The organism is Micromonospora sp. CPCC 205739, assembly GCF_036906795.1.
In the GTDB taxonomy this organism is placed as follows: domain Bacteria; phylum Actinomycetota; class Actinomycetes; order Mycobacteriales; family Micromonosporaceae; genus Micromonospora.
Genome location: NZ_JBAKHS010000001.1, coordinates 285168 through 306362, shown reverse-complemented (window position 1 = coordinate 306362; position 21195 = coordinate 285168). Strand labels below are relative to the sequence as shown.

Genomic DNA, 21195 nt, shown 5'->3' with positions numbered 1-21195 from the left:
CGTGGCGGCGATCTGCGTCTTCTGCGCCTCCTCCCGTACCCTCGACCGGCGCTGGCTGGAGTTGGCGGCCGAGACGGGCGCGGAGCTGGCCCGGCGCGGACACACGCTGGTCAGCGGCGGCGGCTGCGTCGGGATGATGGGCGCCCTGGCCGACGGTGCGCGGGCGGCCGGCGGCCGCACCATCGGGGTGATCCCGCAGGCGCTGGTCGACCTGGAGGTGGCCGACCTGGCCTCCGACGAACTGCTGGTCACCGACGGCATGGCCAGCCGCAAGACGCTGATGGTCGACAAGTCGGACGCCTTCCTCACCCTGCCGGGCGGGCTGGGCACCCTGGACGAGCTCTTCGAGGTCTGGACCACCGCCACGCTGGCCCTGCACGCCAAGCCGATGGTGCTGGTCGACACCGACGGCTTCTACCGCCCGATGCTGGACTGGCTGGCCACCCTCGCCGACCAGACTTTTCTCAAGCCGGCCGGCCTCGACCTCCTGCTGGTCGCCGACACCGTTCCCGCCGCCCTCGACGCCATCGAGTCCCGCCTGAGCTGACCTCATCGATCATGGCCTGATCACCGCCCGGGCCCGACGACGTCATGATCGACGAGGTCGGGCCGGGGGTGGGGGCGGGCTGGTGTCGTACCGGCGTGGTGGGATGTGGGGGTGCAGGGGTACCGGCTGGTGCGTCGGCCTGCCGGACCGGGCCCGGGGGAGGAGCGGTCCGCCGCGGCGGTTCGGGGGGACCGTCCAGCCGGCGGATCGATCCAGGGGCACGGCCGGGCGGGCGCGGGCGTCGAGGGGGAGCCGCGGTCCGAGGGGTCGGCGGGCGATGGCGCGCATCCCGGCACCCGGCTGACCGACCCGCTCCAGGCGGAGATCGTCGGCCACACCGACGGGCCGATGCTGGTCGTCGGCGGCCCCGGCACCGGTAAGACCAGCACCCTGGTCGAGGCGGTCACCGCCCGGGTGGCCGAGGGGGTCGACCCCGAGCGGATCCTGGTGCTCACCTTCGCCCGGCGGCAGGCCACCGACCTGCGTCACCGGATCGAGGCGCGGATCGCCGGGGCCGGCCACCGCGTGGTCCGCGAGCCGCTGGTGCGCACCTTCCCCGCGTACGCCTTCGGGCTGCTCCGCCGGGCCGCCGCCGAGCGGGGCGAACCGTCCCCCCGGCTGCTCACCGGCCCCGAGCAGGATCTGATCATCCGCGAACTGCTCGACGTGGTGGGTGAGGAGCCCGGCGACGACCCGGTCGGCTGGCCGGAGGACCTGCGCCCCGCCCTGCGTACCCGGGCCTTCGCCGGGCAGCTGCGCGACCTGCTGATGCGGGCCGCCGAGCGCGGCGTCGGGCCGGTCGAGCTGGCCCGGCTCGGCGAGAAGCTGGGCCGCGCCGACTGGCCGGCCGCCGCCCGCTTCCTGCGCGAGTACGTCGCCGTCCTCGCCCTGCGCGACGTCGGCAACCGCGGCTCGATCGCGTACGACCCGGCGGAGCTGGTCCGGGCCGCCACCGGGATGCTGCTCGACGACCCGGAGCTGCTGGCGGCCGAGCGACGCCGGCTGGCCCACGTCTACGTCGACGAGCTGGCCGACACCGACCCCGCCCAGCACGACCTGCTCGCCGTCATCGCCGGCGGCGGCAAGTCCCTGGTCGCCTTCGCCGACCCGGACTCCTCCACGTACGCCTTCCGGGGCGCCGACCCGGCCGTGGTGCACAGCTTCCCGCACCGGTTCCGCACGGCCTCCGGGGCGCCGGCCGCGCAGGTCGTGCTGACCACGTCGTACCGCGCTGGGGCGGGGCTGCTGGCCGCCACCGGGCGGCTGGCCCGGCGGCTGCGCGGCCCGGCCGCGCACCGGGCGCTGCACCCGCTGCCCGACGCGCCCGCCGGCACCGTGCAGGTGCGCACGTTCCGCTCCGGCACCAGCGAGTCGGCCTGGCTCGCCCACGCGCTGCGCTCGGCGCACCTGCTCGACGGGGTGCCCTGGTCGCGGATGGCGGTGCTGGTCCGCTCGACCCACCTGCACCTGCCGTCGCTGCGCCGCGCCCTGCACACCGCCGGGGTGCCGACCGTGGTGCACGGCGAGGATCTGCCCCTGCACCTGCAACCCGCGGTGGCGCCGCTGCTGCTCCTGCTGCGCTGCGCGCTGGAGCCGGACCGGCTGGACGAGGAGACCGCCGTCGCCCTGCTCCACTCGCCGCTGGGCGGCGCCGACCCGCTCGCCGAGCGGCGGCTGCGCCAGGGGCTGCGCGCGCTCGCGCTGGCCGCCGGCGACCGCCGCCCCTCCGGCGAGCTGATCGTCGAGGCGCTGCGCGACCCGGCGGAGCTGGCCGGGATCGACCGGCGCTGGGTCGAGCCGGCCCGTACGGTGGCCGAACTGCTCGCCACCGCGCGGGCCGCGGCGGCCACCCCCGGCGCCACCGCCGAGGACGTGCTCTGGGCGGTGTGGCGGGCCAGCGGGCTCGCCGAACGCTGGGCCGGGGCGATCAACCGGGGCCGGGCAGCGACCGGCGAGCACGAGACCGCGCAACGCTGGCGGGCCGAAGCCGCCGACCGCGACCTGGACGCGGTGATGGTGCTCTTCGACGCCGCCGCCCGCTTCACCGACCGGCTGCCCGGCGCGCGTACCGAGGTCTTCCTCGACCACGTCCTCGGCCAGGACCTGCCGGCCGACACCCTGGCCGCCAGCGCGGACCGGGGCGAGGCGGTCCGGCTGCTCACCGCCCACGCGGCGAAGGGCCTGGAGTGGGACCTGGTCGCCGTCGCCGGGGTCCAGGAGGGGATCTGGCCCGACCTGCGGCTGCGCGGCAGCCTGCTCGGCTCCGAGCGGCTGGTCGACGTGCTCGCCGGCCGGGCCGACGGCGCCGGCACCCGGGCCAGCCTGGTCGGCCAGACCTCGGCCCTGCTCGACGAGGAGCGCCGGCTCTTCCACGTCGCGGTGACCCGGGCCCGGCGCCGGCTGCTGGTCACCGCGGTCGCCTCGGCGGCGGTCGGCGGCGACGACCACGAGGAACAGCCCAGCCGCTTCCTGCACGAGCTGGGCGTCACCGAGTCACCCGCGACCGGGGCGGGCGGCCCCGCCCCCGGCCCGACGCCGCCCGGCCCGCCACCGGACCGACGGGGCGACGAAGACCCAGCGACCGCCGGGGCGCCGGAGCAGTCCGGCGACCGGGCGGCAGTGACCGGCCCGACCGACCGGCTGGAGGACGGCGCCGCCCCGGCCGGCTTGGTGGCAGCGGAGCGGTCCGGTGGCACCGTGTCGGCGGCGGTGGACGGCGACGAGCCCTACCGGCCGGGGGAGCTGCCGGTCGGGCGTCCGCCCCGGGCGCTCACCCTCTCCGCGCTGGTCGCGGAGCTGCGTACCGCGGTCACCGACCCGGCGGCGCCGCTCGCCCGGCGGCGCGCGGCGGCGGCCGAGCTGGCCCGCCTCGCCGCCGCCGGCATCCCCGGTGCCCACCCGGACGACTGGTGGGGGCTGCGCGGCCTCTCCGACGACCGGCCGCTGGTCGACGAGGGCGAGCCGGTCCGGGTCACCCCGTCGGCGATGGAGAGCGCGCTGCGGTGCAGCCTGCGCTGGCTGCTCGAACGGCACGGTGGCAGCGGCCCGGCCAGCGCCGCGCAGGGCGTCGGCAACCTGGTGCACGCCGCCGCGATGCTCGCCGAGGACGCCAGCGCCGACCGCACCGCCCTGCTGGAGTACGTGGCCGCGCGGTTCGACGCGATCGAGCTGGCCGCCCGGTGGATGGTCGGCCCGGAACGGTCCCGCGCCGAGGCCATGGTGGACAAGCTGCTGCGCTGGCTCGCCGGCAACCCGCGCCGGCTGCTCGCCATCGAGCACGAGTTCGCGGTCCGCCTCGACGACCCGGCCCGCCCGGTCGAGCTGACCGGCCGGGTGGACCGGCTGGAGGTCGACGCCGACGGCCGGCTGGTGGTGATCGACCTGAAGACCGGCAAGTCGACGGCGGTCACCGAGCGGGAGGTCGCCGAGCACCCGCAGCTCGGGGCGTACCAGGCGGCGGTGGAGGCGGGGGCGTTCGCCGAGTTCGGCGAGGAGTCCGGCGGCGCCGCGCTGGTGCAGCTCGGCACCGGGGCGAAGGACGCCAAGGAGCAGGCCCAGGCCGCCGCCGGGGAGGGCCCGGAGGCCGGCTGGGCCACCGCCCTGGTCCGGCGCACCGCCGATACGATGGCCGCCGCCACCTTCGCCGCCGTCGCCAACTCGAAGTGCCGGGTCTGCCCGGTGCGGACCAGCTGCCCGGTCTCCGGGCAGGGGCGTCAGGTCGTCGAGCCGCCGACGACCCGCACTCCGGAGGACCACCCGTGAGCGTGCGAGCCCCGCGAATCAAGGCGGAACAGTGACCCAGCCGACCCTGTTCAGCACCGCCGCCCCGGCACCCCGGGCCGCCGACGCCGGGCCCCGCTACACCCCGGTCGAGCTGGCGAAGCTGCTCCGGCTGCCGGCCCCGACCCGGGAGCAGGCGGCGATCATCGCCGCGCCGGTGACACCGCTGCTGGTGGTCGCGGGCGCCGGATCGGGCAAGACCGAGACGATGGCCGCCCGGGTGGTCTGGCTGGTCGCCAACTCCTACGTCCGGCCGGAGCAGATCCTCGGCCTCACCTTCACCCGCAAGGCCGCCGGTGAGCTGGCGCACCGGGTGCGTACCCGGCTCGACCAGCTGGTCCGGCGGCTGGGGCGGCGCGGGCGCGACCCGCTGGACGACCCGCTCGCCGGCGAGCCGACCGTCTCCACCTACCACTCGTACGCCGGCCGGATCGTCACCGAGCACGGGCTGCGCGCCGGGTACGAGCCGACCACCCGGCTGCTCACCGAGGCGTCCCGCTGGCAACTGGTCGACCTGCTGGTGCGCAACTACGACGGCGACATGTCCGAGGTCGACCGGATGCCCAGCACCATCACCGACGCGGTGCTGGCGCTGGCCGGGGAGCTGGACGAGCACCTGGTCGACCCGGACGAGCTGGCCGCCTGGACCGGCCGTTTCTTCGCCGACGTGCAGTCCCGCCCCGGCCGGGTCTACGCCGACGTGCGCAAGGCGTTGCAGCTCCAGCAGACTCGGCTCAAGCTGCTCCCGCTGGCGCGGGCGTACGCCCGGCGCAAGGACGACTTCGAGGCGATGGACTTCGCCGACCAGCTCGCCCGCGCCGCGCGGGTGGCCCGCGACCACCCGGCGGTGGGCGCGGTCGAGCGGGACCGCTTCCGGGTGGTGCTGCTCGACGAGTACCAGGACACCAGCCACGCCCAGGTGGTGCTCCTCAACGCCCTCTTCGGCGGCGGCCACCCGGTCACCGCGGTCGGCGACCCCTGCCAGTCCATCTACGGCTGGCGCGGGGCCAGCGCCGGCACCCTGGAGCGCTTCCCGACGGAGTTCGCCCGCGCCGACGGCACCCCGGCCGAGGTGCTGAGCCTCACCACGAGCTGGCGCAACCGGCCGGAGATCCTCGGGGTGGCCAACGCGCTCTCCCTGCCGCTGCGCGCCGCCGGCGCCCGGGTGCCCGAGCTGCGCGCGGCGCTGAGCGTCAAGGACCCGATCCCGCACCGCAGTCCCGGCGGCCACGCCGCCGGCACCGTGCACTGCGCGCTGCTGGAGACGTACGCCGACGAGGCGGACTGGATCGCCGACAGCGTGCTCGCCGCCTGGCGGGGCGCCGCCGGGATGCCCGGGGCGCTGCCCGAGCACATCCCGGTGCCGCAGCGCCCCACCACCGCCGTGCTGGTCCGGCTGCGCAGCCAGATCCCGGCGATCGAGGCGGCCCTGCGCGCCCGCGGCCTGCCGGTCGAGGTGGTCGGTCTGGGCGGCCTGCTGGACACCCCCGAGGTCCGCGACGTGGTCTGCACCCTGCGGGTGCTCGCCGACCCGACCGACGGGGCGGCGCTGCTGCGCCTGCTCACCGGCGCGCGCTGGCGGATCGGGCCGCGTGACCTGGTGGCGCTGCACCGGCGGGCGCGGGCGATCGCGCGGGCCCGGCACCGGCTCACCGGCGACGACGGGCCGGAGATCGCGGTGGACGTGCTGGACGAGGCGACGCTGGTCGAGGCGCTGGCCGACCTCGGGCCGGCGCAGGCGTACTCGGCCGAGGGGTACGCGCGGCTGCGCGCGTACGGGATGGAGCTGGCGCTGCTGCGCTACCGGCTCGACCAAACCCTGCCGGAGCTGATCGCGGACATCGAGCGGACCATCGGCCTGGACGTGGAGGTGGCGGTCCGGGCCGGCCGGGACGGCGCGGGCGACGCCGGACTGGCCCGCGGCCACCTGGACGCCCTGGGCGACGTCGCCGCCCGGTTCAGCGGCGAGACCCCGGGGGCCACCCTCGCCGGGTTCCTGGCCTACCTCACCGCCGCCGAGGACGAGGAGCGCGGGCTGAGCCCCGGCGAGGTCGAGGTGGTCGAGGGCGCCGTGCAGGTGCTCACCGCGCACGCCGCCAAGGGTCTGGAGTGGGACGTGGTGGCGGTGGCCGGGCTGACCCGGGGAGTCTGGCCGGGGCCGGTGCGCAACTCCGACCACTGGCTGGGCGGGCTCGGGGTGCTGCCGTTCCCGCTGCGCGGCGACGCCGACGGGCTGCCCGAGCTGGAGCTGGCCGGGGCTGAGGACCAGCGTGGGGTGGCCCGGGCGGTGGAGGACTTCACCGACGCCTGGCGGGCGCACGACGAGCGGGAGGAACGCCGGCTGGCGTACGTGGCGGTGACCCGCCCGCGCCGGCTGCTGCTCTGCTCCGGCTACTGGTGGGGGGAGGGGACCAAACGCTTCCGTGGCCCCTCGGTCTTCCTCCGCGAGGTGTACGACGCGTGCCTCGACGACACGTCCGGCCATCTGGTCGACGCCTGGGCGCCCGAGCCGGCTGGGGACGCGGTCAACCCGACCACCGAGATGGTGCTGCGGGCGGAGTGGCCGGCGGACCCGCTGGGCGCCCGCCGGCCCGCGCTGGCCGAAGCCGCCGCCCTGGTCCGCCGGTACCTCGCCGACCCCGACGCCGCCCGCCGCGATTCGGCCCCGGCCGAGGATCAGGCTGAGCCGGCCCCGGGTGAGGATCGGCCTGAGTCGGCCCCGGGTGACGTGCGGCCGACCGAGGTGGACGATCCGGAGGTGACGCGCTGGCGGCGGGAGGCCGACCTGCTCCTCGCCGAGCGGGCCGAGCTGCTCCGGCAGGCCGAGGCGGTGGAGGTCGCCCTGCCCGGGCACCTGTCCGTCACCCAGCTGGTGGCGCTGCGCCGCGACCCGGAGGCGTTGGCCCGGACGCTGCGCCGGCCGATGCCCACCGAGCCCAACCCGTACGCCCGGCGGGGCACCGCCTTCCACACCTGGCTGGAGCAGCGCTTCGGCGCCGACCGGCTGCTCGACGTGGACGAACTGCCCGGCGCGGCCGACGCGGACGCCGCGCCGGACGAGGCGTTGGCCGAGTTGCAGGAGCGCTTCCTGGCCAGCGAGTGGGCCGAGCGGGTGCCGGTGGAGGTGGAGGTGCCGTTCGCCACGGTGCTGGCGGGGGTGGTGGTGCGGGGCCGGATGGACGCCGTCTTCGCCCGCCCCGGCGGCCGGTACGACGTGGTCGACTGGAAGACCGGCCGGCAGCCCTCGGGCCGGGAGGCCGAGGCGGCCGCGGTGCAGCTGGCCGTCTACCGGCTGGCCTGGGCGGAGCTGGCCGGGGTGCCGGTCGACCGGGTCGGGGCCGCCTTCCACTACGTGCGGGACCAGGTCACGGTGCGGCCGGCCGACCTGCTCGACGCCGACGGGCTCACCGCGCTCATCGCCGGCGTACCGGAAATTCCGGCGGGGGGTGGCGCGCCCGGCAATCCGTGATAGGTTGGTCTTGTTGCAGTTTTGGTTACCAGAGACTCTGTGTGCGCCTGGCGGGATTGTGGCCCCAGGCGCTCTTTGTTGTGTCCGGAGTTCTCCGGGCGGGGCGACCAGAAGCGACAGGCGATTCGCGCATTCCCGCGCGGGGCGCTCCTCTTCGAATCCGCAACAAGTGCGGGTTCGACGTTCCGTCAAGGAGACGAAACACATGGCTATTGGCACCGTGAAGTGGTTCAACGCTGACAAGGGCTTCGGCTTCATCACCCCGGACGGCGGCGGCGCCGACGTCTTCGCCCACTTCTCGGCGATCCAGTCCTCCGGCTACCGGAGCCTGGACGAGAACCAGCGGGTCGAGTTCGAGGTGACCCAGGGCCAGAAGGGCCCGCAGGCGGAGAACATCCGTCCGCTCTGATCCTCGGATCAACCCGTAACACCCTCCGCGCCCTCCGGGCGTGGTGACGGGACCGGTCCGCCGCGCCGCCCCCCGCTCCGGCGGGGGTGGCGTGCTGCGGCGGACCGGCCTGTACCCCTTCGGTTCGTGCTTGTGAGTCGTGGCGGATCTACTCCGCCGGCGACAGCGCCGATTCACCGGTGCCCTCCCTCGACACGTGCCGCGTCGAGGAAGGCATTCTCCGCATGACCATGACCGTTCCCACCTTCGCCGCGACCGGCCTGGCGCCGGCGCTGCTCACCGAGCTGACCGCGCAGGGCATCACCGAGCCGTTCCCGATCCAGACGGCCACCCTGCCGGACTCGCTCGCCGGCCGGGACGTGCTCGGCCGGGGCCGTACCGGCTCCGGCAAGACCCTCGCCTTCGGGCTCCCGCTGCTGTCGCGTACCGCCGGTCGGCGGGCCCGCCCCGGCCGCCCGTTGGCGCTGGTGCTGGTGCCGACCCGTGAGCTGGCCCAGCAGGTCACCACCGCGCTCGCCCCGTACGCCCGCGCGGTCGGGCTGCGCTGCGCCACCGTGGTCGGCGGCCTGTCGTTGCAGCGGCAGGCGGACGCGCTGCGCTCCGGCGCCGAGGTGGTGGTGGCCACCCCGGGCCGGCTGCACGACCTGATCAACCGGGGCGACGCCCGCCTCGACCAGGTCGCCATCACCGTGCTCGACGAGGCCGACCAGATGGCCGACATGGGCTTCCTGCCGCAGGTCACCAAGCTGCTGGAGCAGGTCGCCCCCAACGGCCAGCGGATGCTCTTCTCCGCCACCCTCGACGGTGGCGTGGACAAGCTGGTCCGTCGCTTCCTGAGCAACCCCGTCTCGCACTCGGTCGACCCGGGCACCGCCACGGTGACCGCGATGACGCACCACGTGCTGCACGTCGACGCGGCCGACAAGCCGGCCGCGCTCACCCAGATCGCCGCCCGCGAGGGCCGCACCATCCTGTTCATGGCCACCAAGCACCGCGCCGACCGGATGGCCCGCCAGCTGCTGTCCAAGGGCGTCCGCGCCGCGGCCCTGCACGGCGGCAAGTCCCAGCCGCAGCGCACCCGGATCCTGGAGCAGTTCCGCACCGGCCAGGTGACCGCCCTGGTCGCCACCGACGTGGCGGCCCGGGGCATCCACGTCGACGGGCTGGACATGGTGGTCAACGTGGACCCGCCGACCGAGGCGAAGGACTACCTGCACCGCGGCGGTCGTACCGCCCGGGCGGGCGAGTCCGGCACCGTGGTCACGCTGGTCCTGCCGGAGCAGCGCCGGGACGTCTCCCGGCTGATGAGCGTGGCCGGCATCAAGCCGCAGTCCACCCAGGTACGACTCGGCGACGAGGCGCTGGCCCGGGTGACCGGTGCGCGGGAGCCGTCCGGTGTGCCGGTGACCATCGTCGCCCCGCAGCCGACGCCGGCCGCCCATACCGCCAACGGTGGCGCGGAGGGCGGGCGGTCCCCGCACCGCACCTCCGGTCGTTCCCGGCGCCCGCGCCGTCCGCGTACCGCCTGATCGTTTCGGCCCGCAGCGGCCGCGCACCGCCCGTCGGCGGCGCGCGGCCGTTGCGCCGTTTCCGGGGTACGCGCGGAGTCGGTCGAGGGAGCCGGGTAGCCAGGATCGTTGACATGGCGGGGCGGGGTGGACACGCTGGGTGAGCGTCCGGCCGGCTGAGTCGGCAAACAGCGGCGGTTGGGTCCGATCGACGACTGTCCCGAGGCCCGTGCCTGGTCGAAGCTTGTCCCCGGGGGGAAGACCCGGCCGGGGGCGGCCGGGCAGGGAGGGGTGACCATGGCGGGCGACGCCGATTCGGGGGCGGTGCGCGAGCTGCTGGTGGTGTTGGCGGTGGCGGGTGCTGGGCTGGTGCTCGCCATGGTCGCGGCGTTCGCGCCGTGGCACCCGAGGTCGGGCCGGCCCGCCCCGGCCGGCCTGGTGGAACTGCGCAGCCCGGCCGGCTCGACCGGTCCGGCCGTGGAGTTGACCGCCGGCTAGGCGGGGCGGTGGGTGGTACCGCGGCCGGTGAGGGGCCGGCACGCGGGGACCGGGTGGCCGGTCGGGCTCCGGGGGGAGGACCGACCGGCCGTCACCCGACGGCGGAGGGTTCCCGACGGACCAGCAGGTCGGCCAGCGTGGTCCGGTCGACCACCACGGCGATCGCGCCGTGCACGGCGAGCCAGACGTCCCGCAACCCGGTGGCCACCCCGTGATAGCCGGCGTCCTCCGCCGGGAGGCCGCGCACCGTGGTCAGCGAGCCGCCGACCGCGCGCAGCACGTCCCCGACGCTGATCTCCCCGGCGGGACGGGGCAGCGCGTACCCGCCCTCGGTCCCGCGGTGACTGTGCAGCAGCCCGGCCCGGCGCAGGTCGAGCAGGATGCCCTGCAGGAAGTTGAGCGGGATGCCCTGGCTCTCGGCCAGGGCCGCCGCCTTGACCAACTCGCCGGCCGACCCGCCCGCCGGACCGGACCCGTCCGTCGGCCCCGATCCGTCCGGCGACGCCGACCCGGGGCCGGTCGAGGACCCGGCACCGGCCGGGCCGTCGCCGCCGCCGGTGGAGGCGGCGGCGACGGCGAGCATCGCCCGGAGCGCGTAGTCGCTGCGCGCGGAGACGTACACGTCACTGACCGGCCTGGTCCAGTACGCCCCAGCGGCGCCGGATCGCCTTGTCCGCCGCGCCGAAGGCCGCGTCGACCAGCAGGCCGACGATCAGGATCACGATCATCGTGGCGAGCAGCCAGGGTGAGTCCGCCAGCTCCCGGGCGTAGGTGAGCTGGGCGCCGAGCGAGGTCTGCGAGATGCCGACCACCAGCAGCTCACCGGCCATCAGGCTGCGCCAGGAGAAGGCCCAGCCCTGCTTCAGGCCGGCGACGATGGCCGGCAGCGCGGCGGGTGCGATGACGTACCGGTAGAGGTTCAGTCCCCGGGCGCCGAGGTTGCGGCCGGCGCGCAGCAGCAGCGGCGGCACGTAGTCGACGCCGCTGATCACGCCGTTGGCGATGGACGGCGCGGCCCCGAGCACCACCACGAAGAAGATCGCCTTCTCGCTCAGCTCGAACAGCAGGATCGCCAGGGGGAACCAGGCGATGGAAGGCATGGTCTGCAGGGCGGTGATCATCGAGCCGATCGCCGCCCGGAGCACCCGGGACCGGGCCACCGCGAGGCCGACCAGCAGGCCCACCGCGACCGAGAAGACGTACCCGACGGCCGCCCGGCGCAGCGTGATCGCGATGCCCTCCCACAGTTGGGCGCCGCTGGCCTGCCGGATCAGCTCCTCGCCCACCACCACCGGCCCGGGCAGCGACCACGGTGGCTTCCAGCCGCTCCAGACCACCACCTGCCAGATGGCGATGGCCAGGGCCAGCGCGGCGAGCTTGGGCCAGGTGGCCGCCCAGAGCCGGGCGCCCCGGGAGACCTCCTTGTCCCGTCCGGCGATCTCCAGCGCGTCCAGTCCGGAGATCTCCGCGTCGGTCCGCGGTGCCTCGGTGAGGGTGTCACCGGCCATGGCGGCCCACCTCCGTACGAAGTCGGTCGGTGACCTCGGCGGCGATCGACGCGACCTCGGGGGAGTCGATGCGCCGGGGTCGGGGCACGTCCACCTCGGTCGACCAGATGATCCGGCCGGGTCGGCTGCTGAGCAGGATGATCCGGTCGGCGAGCCGGGCCGCCTCCCGGACGTTGTGGGTCACGAACAGCACGGAGAGCTTCCGCTCGGACCAGATCCGTTCCAGCTCGTCGTGCAGGATGTCCCGGGTCATCGCGTCCAGCGCGCCGAACGGCTCGTCCATCAGCAGGACTGGGGTGTCCAGGGCGAGGGTGCGGGCCAGCGCGACCCGCTGGCGCATCCCGCCGGAGAGCTCGTGCGGCCGCTTGCGGCCGAACTCGGCCAGGTGGACGGTGCGCAGCAGCTCGGCCACTCGCTCGCGCCGCTCGGCCCGGGGCAGCCCGCGCAGCTTCAGCGGCACCTCGACGTTGGCCTCGACGGTCAGCCACGGGAAGAGCGCCGCCTCCTGGAACATCAACCCCGGGCTCGCGTCGCCGGCCAGCGCGATCCGCCCGCCGCTGGCCCGGTCCAGCCCGGCCACCAGGTTGAGCAGGGTGCTCTTGCCGCAGCCGGAGGCGCCGACCAGGCAGACGAACTCGCCGGGCGCGACGTCGAGGCTCACCCCGTCGAGGGCGAGGACGGCGTTCGCCCCGCGCCCGTACACCTTGGTCACCCCGGAGAGCGCGACCGCGGTGGTCGCGCTCCCCGGCGCCGTCGTGGTCGACGTCATGGCTGGGCGACCTCGGTCTTGCCCTGCGTCTTGAGCACCTCGTTCAGGTGCCTCAGGTCGTAGAGGCCGTCCAGGCTGGTCGGCTTGGTCAGCTCCACCGCGACCGCGTGGTCGAGCCCGGTCTTCAGGGAGGAGGCGATGGGGTCGTTGGTGAACTCCAACGTCGGCCAGGCCTGCTTGATCAGCTTGACGTCCAGCGGCTTGCCGGTGATCTTGCCGATGTGGTCGGAGATGGCCTGCTGGGACTCGTCCGGCCTGCTGTTGACGAACTCGTTCGCGGCCACCTGCCCCTCGACCAGCTTCTTCACCACGTCGGGGTGGGCCTTGAGGAACCTGGTGCTGACGACCAGGTTGGTGATGACGAACTTCCGGTCCGGCCAGAGGTCGCGCTCGTCGACGAGCACCTTGCCGCCGGCGTTGACCAGTCGGGAGACGAACGGCTCGGGCACCCAGGCGCCGTCGATCGCGCCGCTGCCGAAGGTCTCCACCGTCTGGGCGTTCTCCTGGGGGACCACCGTGACGTCGCCGCCACCCTCCTTGGTGGTCTTCAGGCCCTTCTCCTTGAGCCAGTAGCGCAGCGCGACGTCCTGGGTGTTGCCGAGCTGCGGGGTGGCGACCTTCTTGCCGCGCAGCTGCTCCACCGAGGTGATCTCCGGCTTCACCACCAGGGCCACGCCGCCGGAGGCGGCACCGGAGATCACCCGGACCGCCTCGCCCTTGGACTTGGAGAAGGCGTTCACGGTCGGGTTCGGACCGATGTACGTCGCGTCGAGCGCGCCGGAGAAGACCGCCTCGATGGCGGCCGGTCCGGCGTTGAAGGTCTTGGTCTCCAGCTTGACGTCGGTGCCGAGCTGCTGGGCGAAGATGCCCTTCTCGACGCCGACCACCGCCGGTGCGTGGGTGATGTTGGGGAAGTAGCCCAGTCGCAGGCTGACCGGGCCGGAGCCGCCGGCCTCGCTGTCGTCGCCGCACGCCGCCGTGGTCCCCGCCGTCGCCACGCCGATCACGGCGAGGGTGGCGAGGGAGACCAATCGACGGAAGGGGAGCCGTCTCATCGTCCATCCAATCCGGAGTATTCCTATTTAGTTGGTAGGAAGAGTGGGGCAGTGGTCGGCCAGCGTCAAGACCGATCCACGATCCGGGACGGATGGATCGCGGAATCTCGGTAATTCCCACCTGTTCGGCGGGGTTGTCGGTGCCGGTCGGTCCACCGGCGGACCACCCGTCCGGCTTCACCCCCACCCCGCCCGCGGGTCGCCGTCGACCGCCGCCCGCGAGGGCGCCGACCGCTGCGCGAAGGTCGCCGGTGCCGGGGGTGCCGACGCGCTAGGGTCGATCTCGTGCCGACGCGCAGAGTCAAAATCCCCGCGACGAAATATCCGGTCGAGCGGTACACCCTCGACAACGGCCTGCGGGTGGTCCTCACCCCGGACCGCAGCGCCCCGGTCATCGGGGTCGCGGTCGTCTACGACGTGGGCATCCGCTCCGAGCCCGAGGGGCGTACCGGCTTCGCCCACCTCTTCGAGCACCTGATGTTCCAGGGCTCGGAGAACCTGGAGAAGCTGGCCCACTTCCGGCACGTGCAGGGCGCCGGCGGCACCTTCAACGGCTCCACCCACCTGGACTACACCGACTACTTCGAGACGTTGCCGAGCAACGCCCTGGAACGGGCGCTCTTCCTGGAGGCCGACCGGATGCGCGGCCCCCGGCTGACCGAGGAGAACCTGCGCAACCAGGTCGACGTGGTCAAGGAGGAGATCCGGGTCAACGTGCTCAACCGGCCGTACGGCGGGTTCCCCTGGCTGACCCTGCCACCGGTCATGTTCGACACCTTCCCCAACGCGCACGACGGCTACGGCTCCTTCGTCGACCTGGAGTCGGCCACCGTCGCCGACGCCGCCGACTTCTTCCGCCGCTACTACGCCAGCGGCAACGCGGTGCTGGCGGTCAGCGGGGACATCGACGTCGCCGAGGCCACCGCCCTGATCGAGCGGCACTTCTCCGACGTGCCGGCCCGGCCCGCGCCGCGGCGGCCCGACTTCACCGAGCCGGACCTGACCGCGGAGCGGCGCGAGTCGTACACCGACCAGCTGGCGCCGCTGCCGGCGGTCGCCGGGGCCTGGCGGGTGCCCGACCCGATCGACGACTTCGCCGGCTACCTGCCCTACGTGGTGCTGGCCGAGGTGCTCACCGACGGCGACGCCTCCCGGCTGGTGGAGCGGCTGGTCCAGCGGGACCGGTCGGTCACCGGCCTCGGCGGCTACCTCGGCTTCATGGGCGACCCGTTCGATGTGCGGGACCCGACCGCGCTGCTGCTCCAGGCGCACCTGCCGCCCGGCGGGGACGTGGACAAGGTGCTGCGCACCATCGACGAGGAGGTGGACCGGCTGGCCACCGACGGGCTGACCGAGGGCGAGCTGGCGCGGACCCAGGCCCGGATGGCCACCCACCTGCTCCGGGACACCGACGCGGTGCTCGGCCGGGCGCTGCAGATGGCGGTGCTGGAACAGCAGCGCGGCGAGCCGGGCCTGCTCAACGAGCTGCCCCGGCTGGTCGGCGAGGTCACCGAGGAGCAGGTCCGGGCCGCCGCCGCCACCCTGCGGCCGGAGCGCCGCGCCGCCGTCGAGGTCATCCCCGGAGGTGCCCGGTGACGATTACCGCCCCCGCCACGCCGCGCGCGCTGCCGCTGCTCGGCCCCACCCGCAAGCTCAAGGTGCCGAAGCAGGCCGAGCGGCGGCTGTCCAACGGCCTCACCGTGATCGCGGTACGCCGTCCCGCCGTCCCCCTGGTCGAGTTGCGGCTCTGGCTGCCGTTCGGCCGTACCCACCTGGCCCGTGGCGCGATGCTCTCGCAGACCATGCTCGCCGGCACGCAGACCCACACCGCGACCCAGATCGCCGCGGAGCTGCAGAAGGTCGGCGGCGGGCTGTCGGCCGGCATCGACCCGGACCGGCTGATGGTCTCCGGGGCCGGGCTGGTCACCGGCCTGAACCGGATGCTGGAGCTGCTGGCCGACGTGCTGACCGGGGCGACGTACCCGGCCGACTGGGTGGGCACCGAACGGGACCGGCTGATCGACCGGATCCAGGTGGCGCAGAGCCAGCCGGCGCACCTGGCCCGCACGGCCCTGCTCAAGCGGATCTACGGCGGGCACCCGTACGCGGTGCAGACCCCGGAGCCCGACCAGATCCGCGCGGTGAAGCCGCCGGCGCTGCGCAAGCTGCACGCCGAGCGGGTGCATCCGGCCGAGGCGGTGCTGGTGCTGGTCGGCGACGTGCGGCCGGAGCGGGCACTGGACGCCGCCGAGCAGGCGCTGGCGGGATGGCGCGGCGACACCCGCGGCGTGGACCTGCCGCCCACCCCGCCGCTGGAGCCGGGCCCGCTGCTGCTGGTGGACCGGCCGGGCTCGGTGCAGTCCTCGCTGCGCATCGCGCTGCCCGCGGTGCCGCGCACCCACCCGGACCATGCCGCGCTGCAACTGGCCAACCTGGTCTTCGGCGGCTACTTCTCCTCCCGCTGGGTGGAGAACATCCGCGAGGACAAGGGCTACACGTACGGGCCGCACTCGGCGGTGGAGCACTCGGTCGCCGGCTCGGTGCTGGTCGCCGCCGCCGAGGTGGCCACCGAGGTGACCGGCCCGGCGCTGCTCGAGACGACGTACGAGCTGGGCCGGCTCGCCTCGTTGCCGCCCAAGCCGGACGAGCTGGAGCAGGCCCGCCAGTACGCCCTCGGCACCCTGCAGCTCGGCATGTCCACGCAGGCCGGGCTCGCCTCGCTGACCAGCGCGTACGCCGGCAACGGGCTGCGGCTGGACTTTCTGGCCGAGCACGCCGCCCGGCTGGCCAAGGCGACCGCGGAGGACGTCGCGGAGGTGGCGTCCCGCTACCTCGCGCCGGCGAAGGCGGTCACCGTGGTGCTGGGCGACGCCGACCGGATCGAGGGACAGTTGGCCGCGCTGACCCCGGTGCGCCGGGAGTCGGAGTGAGCGGCGAGGCGGCCCCGCCGCTTGCCCGCACCACCCTGGACCGGGCGGCGCACCGGCGTACCGACCGGGACTGGCTGGCGCAGGCCTGGCGGCGGGCCCGGGTGCTGGTGCTCGACTCGACCCGGGAGGGGATGGCGCTGGTGCGTACCGACGCCAACCCGCCGGTGCTGGTGCTGCGGGATCCGGCCGAGCTGGACGGGATCGCCGACGCCGCGCCGCTCTTCCTCGGCGTGGAGCCGGACGGGGTGCCAGTCTTCGCGGTGGACGCGCCGCTGCCCGACCTGCCGGGCACCCGGCCGGTCAGCCTGCGGGAGATCGGGCACCTGCTCGGCGACCGGGACGCGGGCATCTTCACCACCGCGCTGGCACTGGTCAACTGGCACCTCGGGCACGGCTGGTCGCCGCGCACCGGGCACCGCATGGAGGTCGACGAGGGCGGCTGGTCCCGGGTGGACGCGCAGGGTCACCGGGCCTGGCCGCGGACCGACCCGGCGATGATCGTGCTGGTGCACGACGGGGTGGACGGCCCGGACGGGCGCTGCCTGCTGGGCAACAACGCGACCTGGCCGCGCACCGCCGGGGAGCGCCGCTTCTCCTGCCTGGCCGGTTACGTCGAGCCGGGGGAGTCGGCCGAGGCGGCCGTGCTGCGCGAGGTCCGCGAGGAGGTCGGGGTCGCAGTCGAGCGGATCGAGTACGCGGGCAGCCAGTCCTGGCCGTTCCCCGGCTCGCTGATGCTCGGTTTCCTGGCCGAGGCGGACCCCGGCGAGCCGATCCGGGTCGACCCGACCGAGATCGCGTACGCCCGCTGGTTCTCCCGCCGGGAGGTCGGCGCGGTGCTGGCCGGGCGGGCGGTGGACGCGGGCGACGGCGACCGGGTGATCCTGCCGCCGCCCTCCTCGATCGCCCTCTTCCTCATCCACCGCTGGCTGGACGGCCACTGCTGACCCGTCGGCGGCCCGACGCGGTCCCGGCCCGGGACCGTCGTTGCCGCGACGATCCCGAGCCGGGAACACGGACCGTCGTGGCGGATGGGGCGAGGAACGCGGCGGGGGAGCCGGTCCGACCACGGCGGACGTCGATGGTTTTCAGGTGCCGGTGCTCTCCCACCACGGCTGGTGGACACCGGGGGGCTCGTCGAGCGGGAGCACCTTGACCCGTTGCCGGCCGGAGCGGACCGCGCCGACGGTGGCCAGCGCCCGGGCGAGCAGCAGCGCGGCGTCGCGGTCCTCGGCGTGCACGATCTGGCGGCGGGGTTCGGGCGCGGTCGTCTCGTCGCGCAGCAGGCCACCATCGGCCCAGGCGGCGGCGATGTCGTTGTCGGCGGCGGTGCGGATGTCGGTACGAACGATCAGGAAACGCATGGCTGTCTCCGGATGGACCGCGACGGACGAGTACGCAGTGGAAGTTCCACGTCACTCTGTCGTCATGTTACGCCCGGACGCCGTCCCAGCAAGTGAAACGCGGCTATCGGTCCGGTCTCGTCCGATCATCTGATGCCTGGTCAGGACGTTCGCGCCGGCGCAGACGACGAGAGGCCGCCGGCGTCGTGCCGACGGCCCCTCGCTGCGTCACCGGATCAGTTCAACGCGAACTGTCCGTTCTTTGCGCCGCCGATGAAGCCGAGCCAGCCGGCCCGGTTGAACAACAGCACCGGCCCGCCCGGGTCCTTGCTGTCGCGCAGCGCGACCACGGCCGGGCCGGTGCCCAGCGGCGCCACCTCCACGCAGTTCGAGGTCTGGCTGCGGGTGCTCTTGCGCCACGAGGCGTCGGCGAGCTGCCGGGCGGAGACGGTCTTGCGGATCTCGTTCATGGTTCTGCTCCTGCTCCTGGAACTCCGATGGGGACGAGTGACCCGCCCGGCCCCGACGGAGGTCCGGTGTGGATCACCGGTCCGTCAGGCGCCCGGAGTGTCGTCGGCGCTGGACCGGCGCCGCTGCCGGCCCAAGGGCCGGCGTGGACGGGGCTGCCGATTCGGTCAGCCGCCCCGTCGCCTCGAAGAGCCAGGAGAGGGTGTCCGATGCGGAGAGCGCCGCCGAGCATAGCCACTCGAAGGTCACTTTATAGCGATTTACCGGGTTTGCCTCGTGTGACATGACGTCGATGAAGCCCCCTTCGATCGCCAACGTCTCCGGATCCTGCGGATCGGCGAAGCGGTAGAGCGAGAAGGCGGTGGGCGGCAGGTAGAAATCGCCGATGACCGTGTCGCGTTGCAGCAGGAGCAGCGTGACGTTCGGCAGGATGGCCAGCTCACAGAGCTTCACCAGCTGCTCGTGCAGCACCTCCGGCGGCCCGGCCCGGCGGCCCAGCGCGGCCTCCTCCAGCACCGCCGTGTAACGCGGACCGTCGGCCCGGTCCAGCAGTGACTGGCGGGCGAGCCGGGCGCGTACCTCGGTCTCCGGGTCCTGGCCGGCCTCGGGGTCGCCGGTCGCGGTGGCCGCCCCGTCGGCGGAGACGATCCGCAGCCGGGCGTAGCCGGGGGTCTGGAGCAGCCCGGGAACCAGCACCGGGTTGTACTCGCGGATCTCCGCGCAGCCGGCCTCGATCTCCGCCCAGCCGAGCTGCTGCTGCGTCATCACCGGGTACGACTTGCGCCAGCCGCGCATGTCGCCCGCCTCGTGGGTGATCCCGATCAGGTCGTCGCGCTGCTCCGGCTCGGCGCCGTAGAGGTCCAGCAGGAGGCGGACGTCGTCCGGGTCCGGGCGGCTGCGCCCGTTCTCCAGGCGGGACAGCTTGGACGCCGACGCCCAACCGATCCGCTCGATGACCTGGTCGCCGGTGAGCCCCGCCGCCTCGCGCAGGCGGCGCAGTTCGGTGCCGAGCCTGCGTCGGCGCAGGATCGGACTGGGTACGGCAGGAGGCACGGGTGTCCTCGTTTCGCCTCGACCGCCGCGGACGCGACGGTAACTGTATGAATTTCGCCCCCCACGGTCAGTATGGACGGCGCGACCGGTGCCGGAGGTTCCGGTGAGGGCGTGTCACGAGACAAAAAGAGGACTGTGGAAGGTGTCAGCCGTCCGGGCGACGATGACCGGGCCGGCCCGCACCTCCCCCTTGACGCGCCCGACCGGCGCCATCCCCGCGGAGGGACCCCCATGCGCACCGTCCTGCGCCGCCCCGACTTCCGACTGCTCTTCGGCGCGCTGCTGGCCAGCATGGCCGCCGAGTCGATCCTGCTGCTCGCGCTCGCCATCTGGGTCAAGGACCTGACCGGGTCCGACGGGCTGGCCGGCGCGACCATCTTCGCGATCATCGCCCCGATGACGCTGGCGCCGCTGGTCGGCTGGGTGGTCGACCGGTACCGCCGCCGGCCGTTCTTCGTCGCCGCGAACCTGGGCACCGCGATGCTGCTCACCCCGCTCTTCACGGTCCGCGACCGGGCCGACGTCTGGATCATCTACGTGGTCGCCGCGCTGTACGGCTTGTCGTATCTCACGCTCAGTGCGACGCTCAGCGGCCTGATCCGGCAGCTGGTGCCGAGCGAGCTGCTCGCCGACGCGAACGGGGCCCTGCAGACCGTGCGGCAGGGGCTGCGGCTCGGCGGCCCGCTCGCCGGGGCGGCCGTGTACGCGGCCGTCGGCGGCTGGCTGCTCACCACCCTGGCGATGGTCGGGTTCGTCACCGCCGCCGCCGTGGTGGGGCTGCTCCGGGTGGCCGAGACCGAGCCGGCGGCGGCCGCCCTGCGCTGGCCGGCCGAGCTGGGTGCCGGGCTGCGGCACCTGGCCGGCGAGCCGGCGCTGCGGCGGGCCCTGCTCGGCTACGGGCTGGGCTCGCTGGTGATGGGCTTCAGCGAGTCGCTGATCTTCGCGTACGTCGACCAGGGGCTGGGGCGCGACGCCGCGTTCGTCGGGGTGCTGGTGACCGTGCAGGGGGTGGGTGGGCTGGTGGGCGGCCTGCTCTCACCCGCCGTGGTCCGCCGCACCGGCGAGGTCGGTGCGCTCGCCGCCGGGGTGACCTTCTTCGGCCCGGCCGCGCTGGCGCTGGCCTGGCCGGACCTGCGGCTCGGGGTGCTGGCGCTGCTGCTGGCCGGGGTCTCGCTCCCGCTGACCATGGTGGGGCTCGCCACCCTGATCCAGCGGCGCACCCCGCCCCGGCTGCTGGGCCGGGTCACCGCCGCGTCCGAGGCGCTGATCAGCGGGCCGCAGGCGTGCTCCATCGGGGCGGGCGCGCTGCTCGTCGGGGTGTTCGACTACCGACTGCTCTTCGTCCTGGTCGGGCTGGTCACGACCGCCGCCGGCGTGTGGCTCTGGCGGGGTCGGCGGCTCTCCCCGCCTCCCGGGATCGCCGCCCGCCTGCCGTCGCCCCGCCGCCCGCACCCGGCGGAACACCTCGCCCCCGACGCCACCCGTCTCTGACCCGCACCGCGCCCCGGACACAGGCCCGGACACGGAGAAAGTGGCCGTTCCGGGCGGAACGGCCACTTTCTGCCGGGCGGGGTCCGGTCAGCCGGCGAGGCTGGCCAGGTGCTGCTTGACCTGGACGATGGAGGGGTTGGTCAGCGCGCTGCCGTCGGCGAAGCGCAGCGTCGGGACCGTCTGGTTGCCGCCGTTGACGCTCATCACGAAGTCGGCCGCCTTCGGGTCCTGCTCGATGTCGACCACCTCGTACCCGATGCCCTCCCGGTCCAGCTGCGACTTGAGCCGGTGGCAGTAGCCGCACCACGAGGTGGAATACATCGTCAACATGGTCGGATCCTCCAAGGGGTTCTTCGCTGCACCCGGTCCG

The 21195-nt window shown here is 74.6% G+C and carries 18 protein-coding genes; 10 read left to right on the top strand and 8 right to left on the bottom strand.

The window, feature by feature from the left end; translation table 11 throughout:
* Window position 1: 1 nt before the first annotated feature.
* From V6U88_RS01435 to V6U88_RS01410, 6 genes are all read left to right on the top strand, one after another.
* Window positions 2-547 carry a TIGR00730 family Rossman fold protein gene (locus V6U88_RS01435; RefSeq protein WP_334449173.1) on the top strand — a complete coding sequence of 182 codons (546 nt, stop codon included), beginning with the start codon at window positions 2-4 and terminating at the stop codon, window positions 545-547.
* A gap of 111 nt (window positions 548-658) precedes the next feature.
* Window positions 659-4309, top strand: coding sequence for an ATP-dependent helicase (locus V6U88_RS01430; protein WP_334449171.1), 3651 nt, complete (start codon window positions 659-661; stop codon window positions 4307-4309).
* Between the two features lie 31 nt (window positions 4310-4340).
* Complete coding sequence (locus V6U88_RS01425) at window positions 4341-7796, top strand: ATP-dependent helicase (protein ID WP_334449170.1); 3456 nt, start codon at window positions 4341-4343, stop codon at window positions 7794-7796.
* Window positions 7797-8001: 205 nt separating this feature from the next.
* The gene (gene cspE / locus V6U88_RS01420; RefSeq protein WP_007464836.1) at window positions 8002-8205 is read left to right on the top strand and encodes a transcription antiterminator/RNA stability regulator CspE; all 204 of its coding nucleotides are present in this window, start codon (window positions 8002-8004) and stop codon (window positions 8203-8205) included.
* A gap of 224 nt (window positions 8206-8429) precedes the next feature.
* A complete protein-coding gene (locus V6U88_RS01415; protein WP_334449169.1) occupies window positions 8430-9734 on the top strand; it encodes a DEAD/DEAH box helicase in 1305 nt (434 codons plus the stop codon).
* A gap of 276 nt (window positions 9735-10010) precedes the next feature.
* A complete protein-coding gene (locus V6U88_RS01410) occupies window positions 10011-10211 on the top strand; it encodes a hypothetical protein (protein WP_334449168.1) in 201 nt (66 codons plus the stop codon).
* A gap of 91 nt (window positions 10212-10302) precedes the next feature.
* Here the strand turns inward: V6U88_RS01410 and V6U88_RS01405 are convergent, their stop codons facing one another.
* The 4 genes from V6U88_RS01405 to V6U88_RS01390 are packed head-to-tail and all read right to left on the bottom strand — an operon-like array spanning window position 10303 to window position 13543.
* Window positions 10303-10833 (bottom strand): RrF2 family transcriptional regulator, encoded by a 531-nt coding sequence (locus V6U88_RS01405; protein ID WP_334449166.1) that lies wholly within the window; start codon window positions 10831-10833, stop codon window positions 10303-10305.
* Between the two features lies 1 nt (window position 10834).
* Window positions 10835-11719, bottom strand: a complete 885-nt coding sequence (locus V6U88_RS01400) for an ABC transporter permease (protein WP_334449165.1) — start codon at window positions 11717-11719, stop codon at window positions 10835-10837.
* On the bottom strand, window positions 11709-12488 hold the full coding sequence (locus V6U88_RS01395; RefSeq protein ID WP_334449164.1) for an ABC transporter ATP-binding protein: 780 nt from the start codon (window positions 12486-12488) through the stop codon (window positions 11709-11711). Before V6U88_RS01395 ends, V6U88_RS01400 begins: the two co-directional genes overlap by 11 nt.
* The gene (locus tag V6U88_RS01390; protein ID WP_334449162.1) at window positions 12485-13543 is read right to left on the bottom strand and encodes an ABC transporter substrate-binding protein; all 1059 of its coding nucleotides are present in this window, start codon (window positions 13541-13543) and stop codon (window positions 12485-12487) included. The genes V6U88_RS01395 and V6U88_RS01390 overlap by 4 nt, the downstream gene beginning before the upstream one ends.
* 285 nt (window positions 13544-13828) lie before the next feature.
* On the opposite strand from V6U88_RS01390, the gene V6U88_RS01385 reads away from it, so the two are divergent.
* The 3 genes from V6U88_RS01385 to nudC are packed head-to-tail and all read left to right on the top strand — an operon-like array spanning window position 13829 to window position 17417.
* Complete coding sequence (locus V6U88_RS01385) at window positions 13829-15139, top strand: M16 family metallopeptidase (protein WP_334449160.1); 1311 nt, start codon at window positions 13829-13831, stop codon at window positions 15137-15139.
* A 2-nt stretch (window positions 15140-15141) separates the two neighbouring features.
* The gene (locus V6U88_RS01380; protein WP_334449870.1) at window positions 15142-16473 is read left to right on the top strand and encodes a M16 family metallopeptidase; all 1332 of its coding nucleotides are present in this window, start codon (window positions 15142-15144) and stop codon (window positions 16471-16473) included.
* A complete protein-coding gene (gene nudC, locus V6U88_RS01375; protein ID WP_334449159.1) occupies window positions 16470-17417 on the top strand; it encodes an NAD(+) diphosphatase in 948 nt (315 codons plus the stop codon). Before V6U88_RS01380 ends, nudC begins: the two co-directional genes overlap by 4 nt.
* Window positions 17418-17558: 141 nt before the next feature.
* Here the strand turns inward: nudC and V6U88_RS01370 are convergent, their stop codons facing one another.
* The 3 genes from V6U88_RS01370 to V6U88_RS01360 all read right to left on the bottom strand — a co-directional run bounded on the left by V6U88_RS01370 (window position 17559) and on the right by V6U88_RS01360 (window position 19334).
* The gene (locus V6U88_RS01370; protein ID WP_334449157.1) at window positions 17559-17834 is read right to left on the bottom strand and encodes a hypothetical protein; all 276 of its coding nucleotides are present in this window, start codon (window positions 17832-17834) and stop codon (window positions 17559-17561) included.
* 215 nt (window positions 17835-18049) lie between these two features.
* Window positions 18050-18283, bottom strand: coding sequence for a DUF397 domain-containing protein (locus V6U88_RS01365; protein ID WP_334449155.1), 234 nt, complete (start codon window positions 18281-18283; stop codon window positions 18050-18052).
* A gap of 73 nt (window positions 18284-18356) precedes the next feature.
* On the bottom strand, window positions 18357-19334 hold the full coding sequence (locus tag V6U88_RS01360) for a helix-turn-helix domain-containing protein (protein WP_334449153.1): 978 nt from the start codon (window positions 19332-19334) through the stop codon (window positions 18357-18359).
* A 231-nt stretch (window positions 19335-19565) separates the two neighbouring features.
* Between V6U88_RS01360 and V6U88_RS01355 the strand changes: the two genes are divergently transcribed.
* On the top strand, window positions 19566-20825 hold the full coding sequence (locus tag V6U88_RS01355) for an MFS transporter (RefSeq protein WP_334449152.1): 1260 nt from the start codon (window positions 19566-19568) through the stop codon (window positions 20823-20825).
* 87 nt (window positions 20826-20912) lie between these two features.
* Here the strand turns inward: V6U88_RS01355 and V6U88_RS01350 are convergent, their stop codons facing one another.
* Window positions 20913-21155 carry a mycoredoxin gene (locus V6U88_RS01350; RefSeq protein WP_334449150.1) on the bottom strand — a complete coding sequence of 81 codons (243 nt, stop codon included), beginning with the start codon at window positions 21153-21155 and terminating at the stop codon, window positions 20913-20915.
* Between the last annotated feature and the right edge of the window lie 40 nt (window positions 21156-21195).

Bases quoted from the DNA above. Each gene is read 5' to 3' on its own strand.
- cspE (WP_007464836.1), top strand. From the start codon at position 8,002: ATGGCTATTGGCACCGTGAAGTGGTTCAACGCTGACAAGGGCTTCGGC.
- V6U88_RS01415 (WP_334449169.1), top strand. From the start codon at position 8,430: ATGACCATGACCGTTCCCACCTTCGCCGCGACCGGCCTGGCGCCGGCG.
- V6U88_RS01410 (WP_334449168.1), top strand. From the start codon at position 10,011: ATGGCGGGCGACGCCGATTCGGGGGCGGTGCGCGAGCTGCTGGTGGTG.
- V6U88_RS01400 (WP_334449165.1), bottom strand. From the start codon at position 11,719: ATGGCCGGTGACACCCTCACCGAGGCACCGCGGACCGACGCGGAGATC.
- V6U88_RS01395 (WP_334449164.1), bottom strand. From the start codon at position 12,488: ATGACGTCGACCACGACGGCGCCGGGGAGCGCGACCACCGCGGTCGCG.
- V6U88_RS01390 (WP_334449162.1), bottom strand. From the start codon at position 13,543: ATGAGACGGCTCCCCTTCCGTCGATTGGTCTCCCTCGCCACCCTCGCC.
- V6U88_RS01370 (WP_334449157.1), bottom strand. From the start codon at position 17,834: ATGCGTTTCCTGATCGTTCGTACCGACATCCGCACCGCCGCCGACAAC.
- V6U88_RS01365 (WP_334449155.1), bottom strand. From the start codon at position 18,283: ATGAACGAGATCCGCAAGACCGTCTCCGCCCGGCAGCTCGCCGACGCC.
- V6U88_RS01355 (WP_334449152.1), top strand. From the start codon at position 19,566: ATGCGCACCGTCCTGCGCCGCCCCGACTTCCGACTGCTCTTCGGCGCG.
- V6U88_RS01350 (WP_334449150.1), bottom strand. From the start codon at position 21,155: ATGTTGACGATGTATTCCACCTCGTGGTGCGGCTACTGCCACCGGCTC.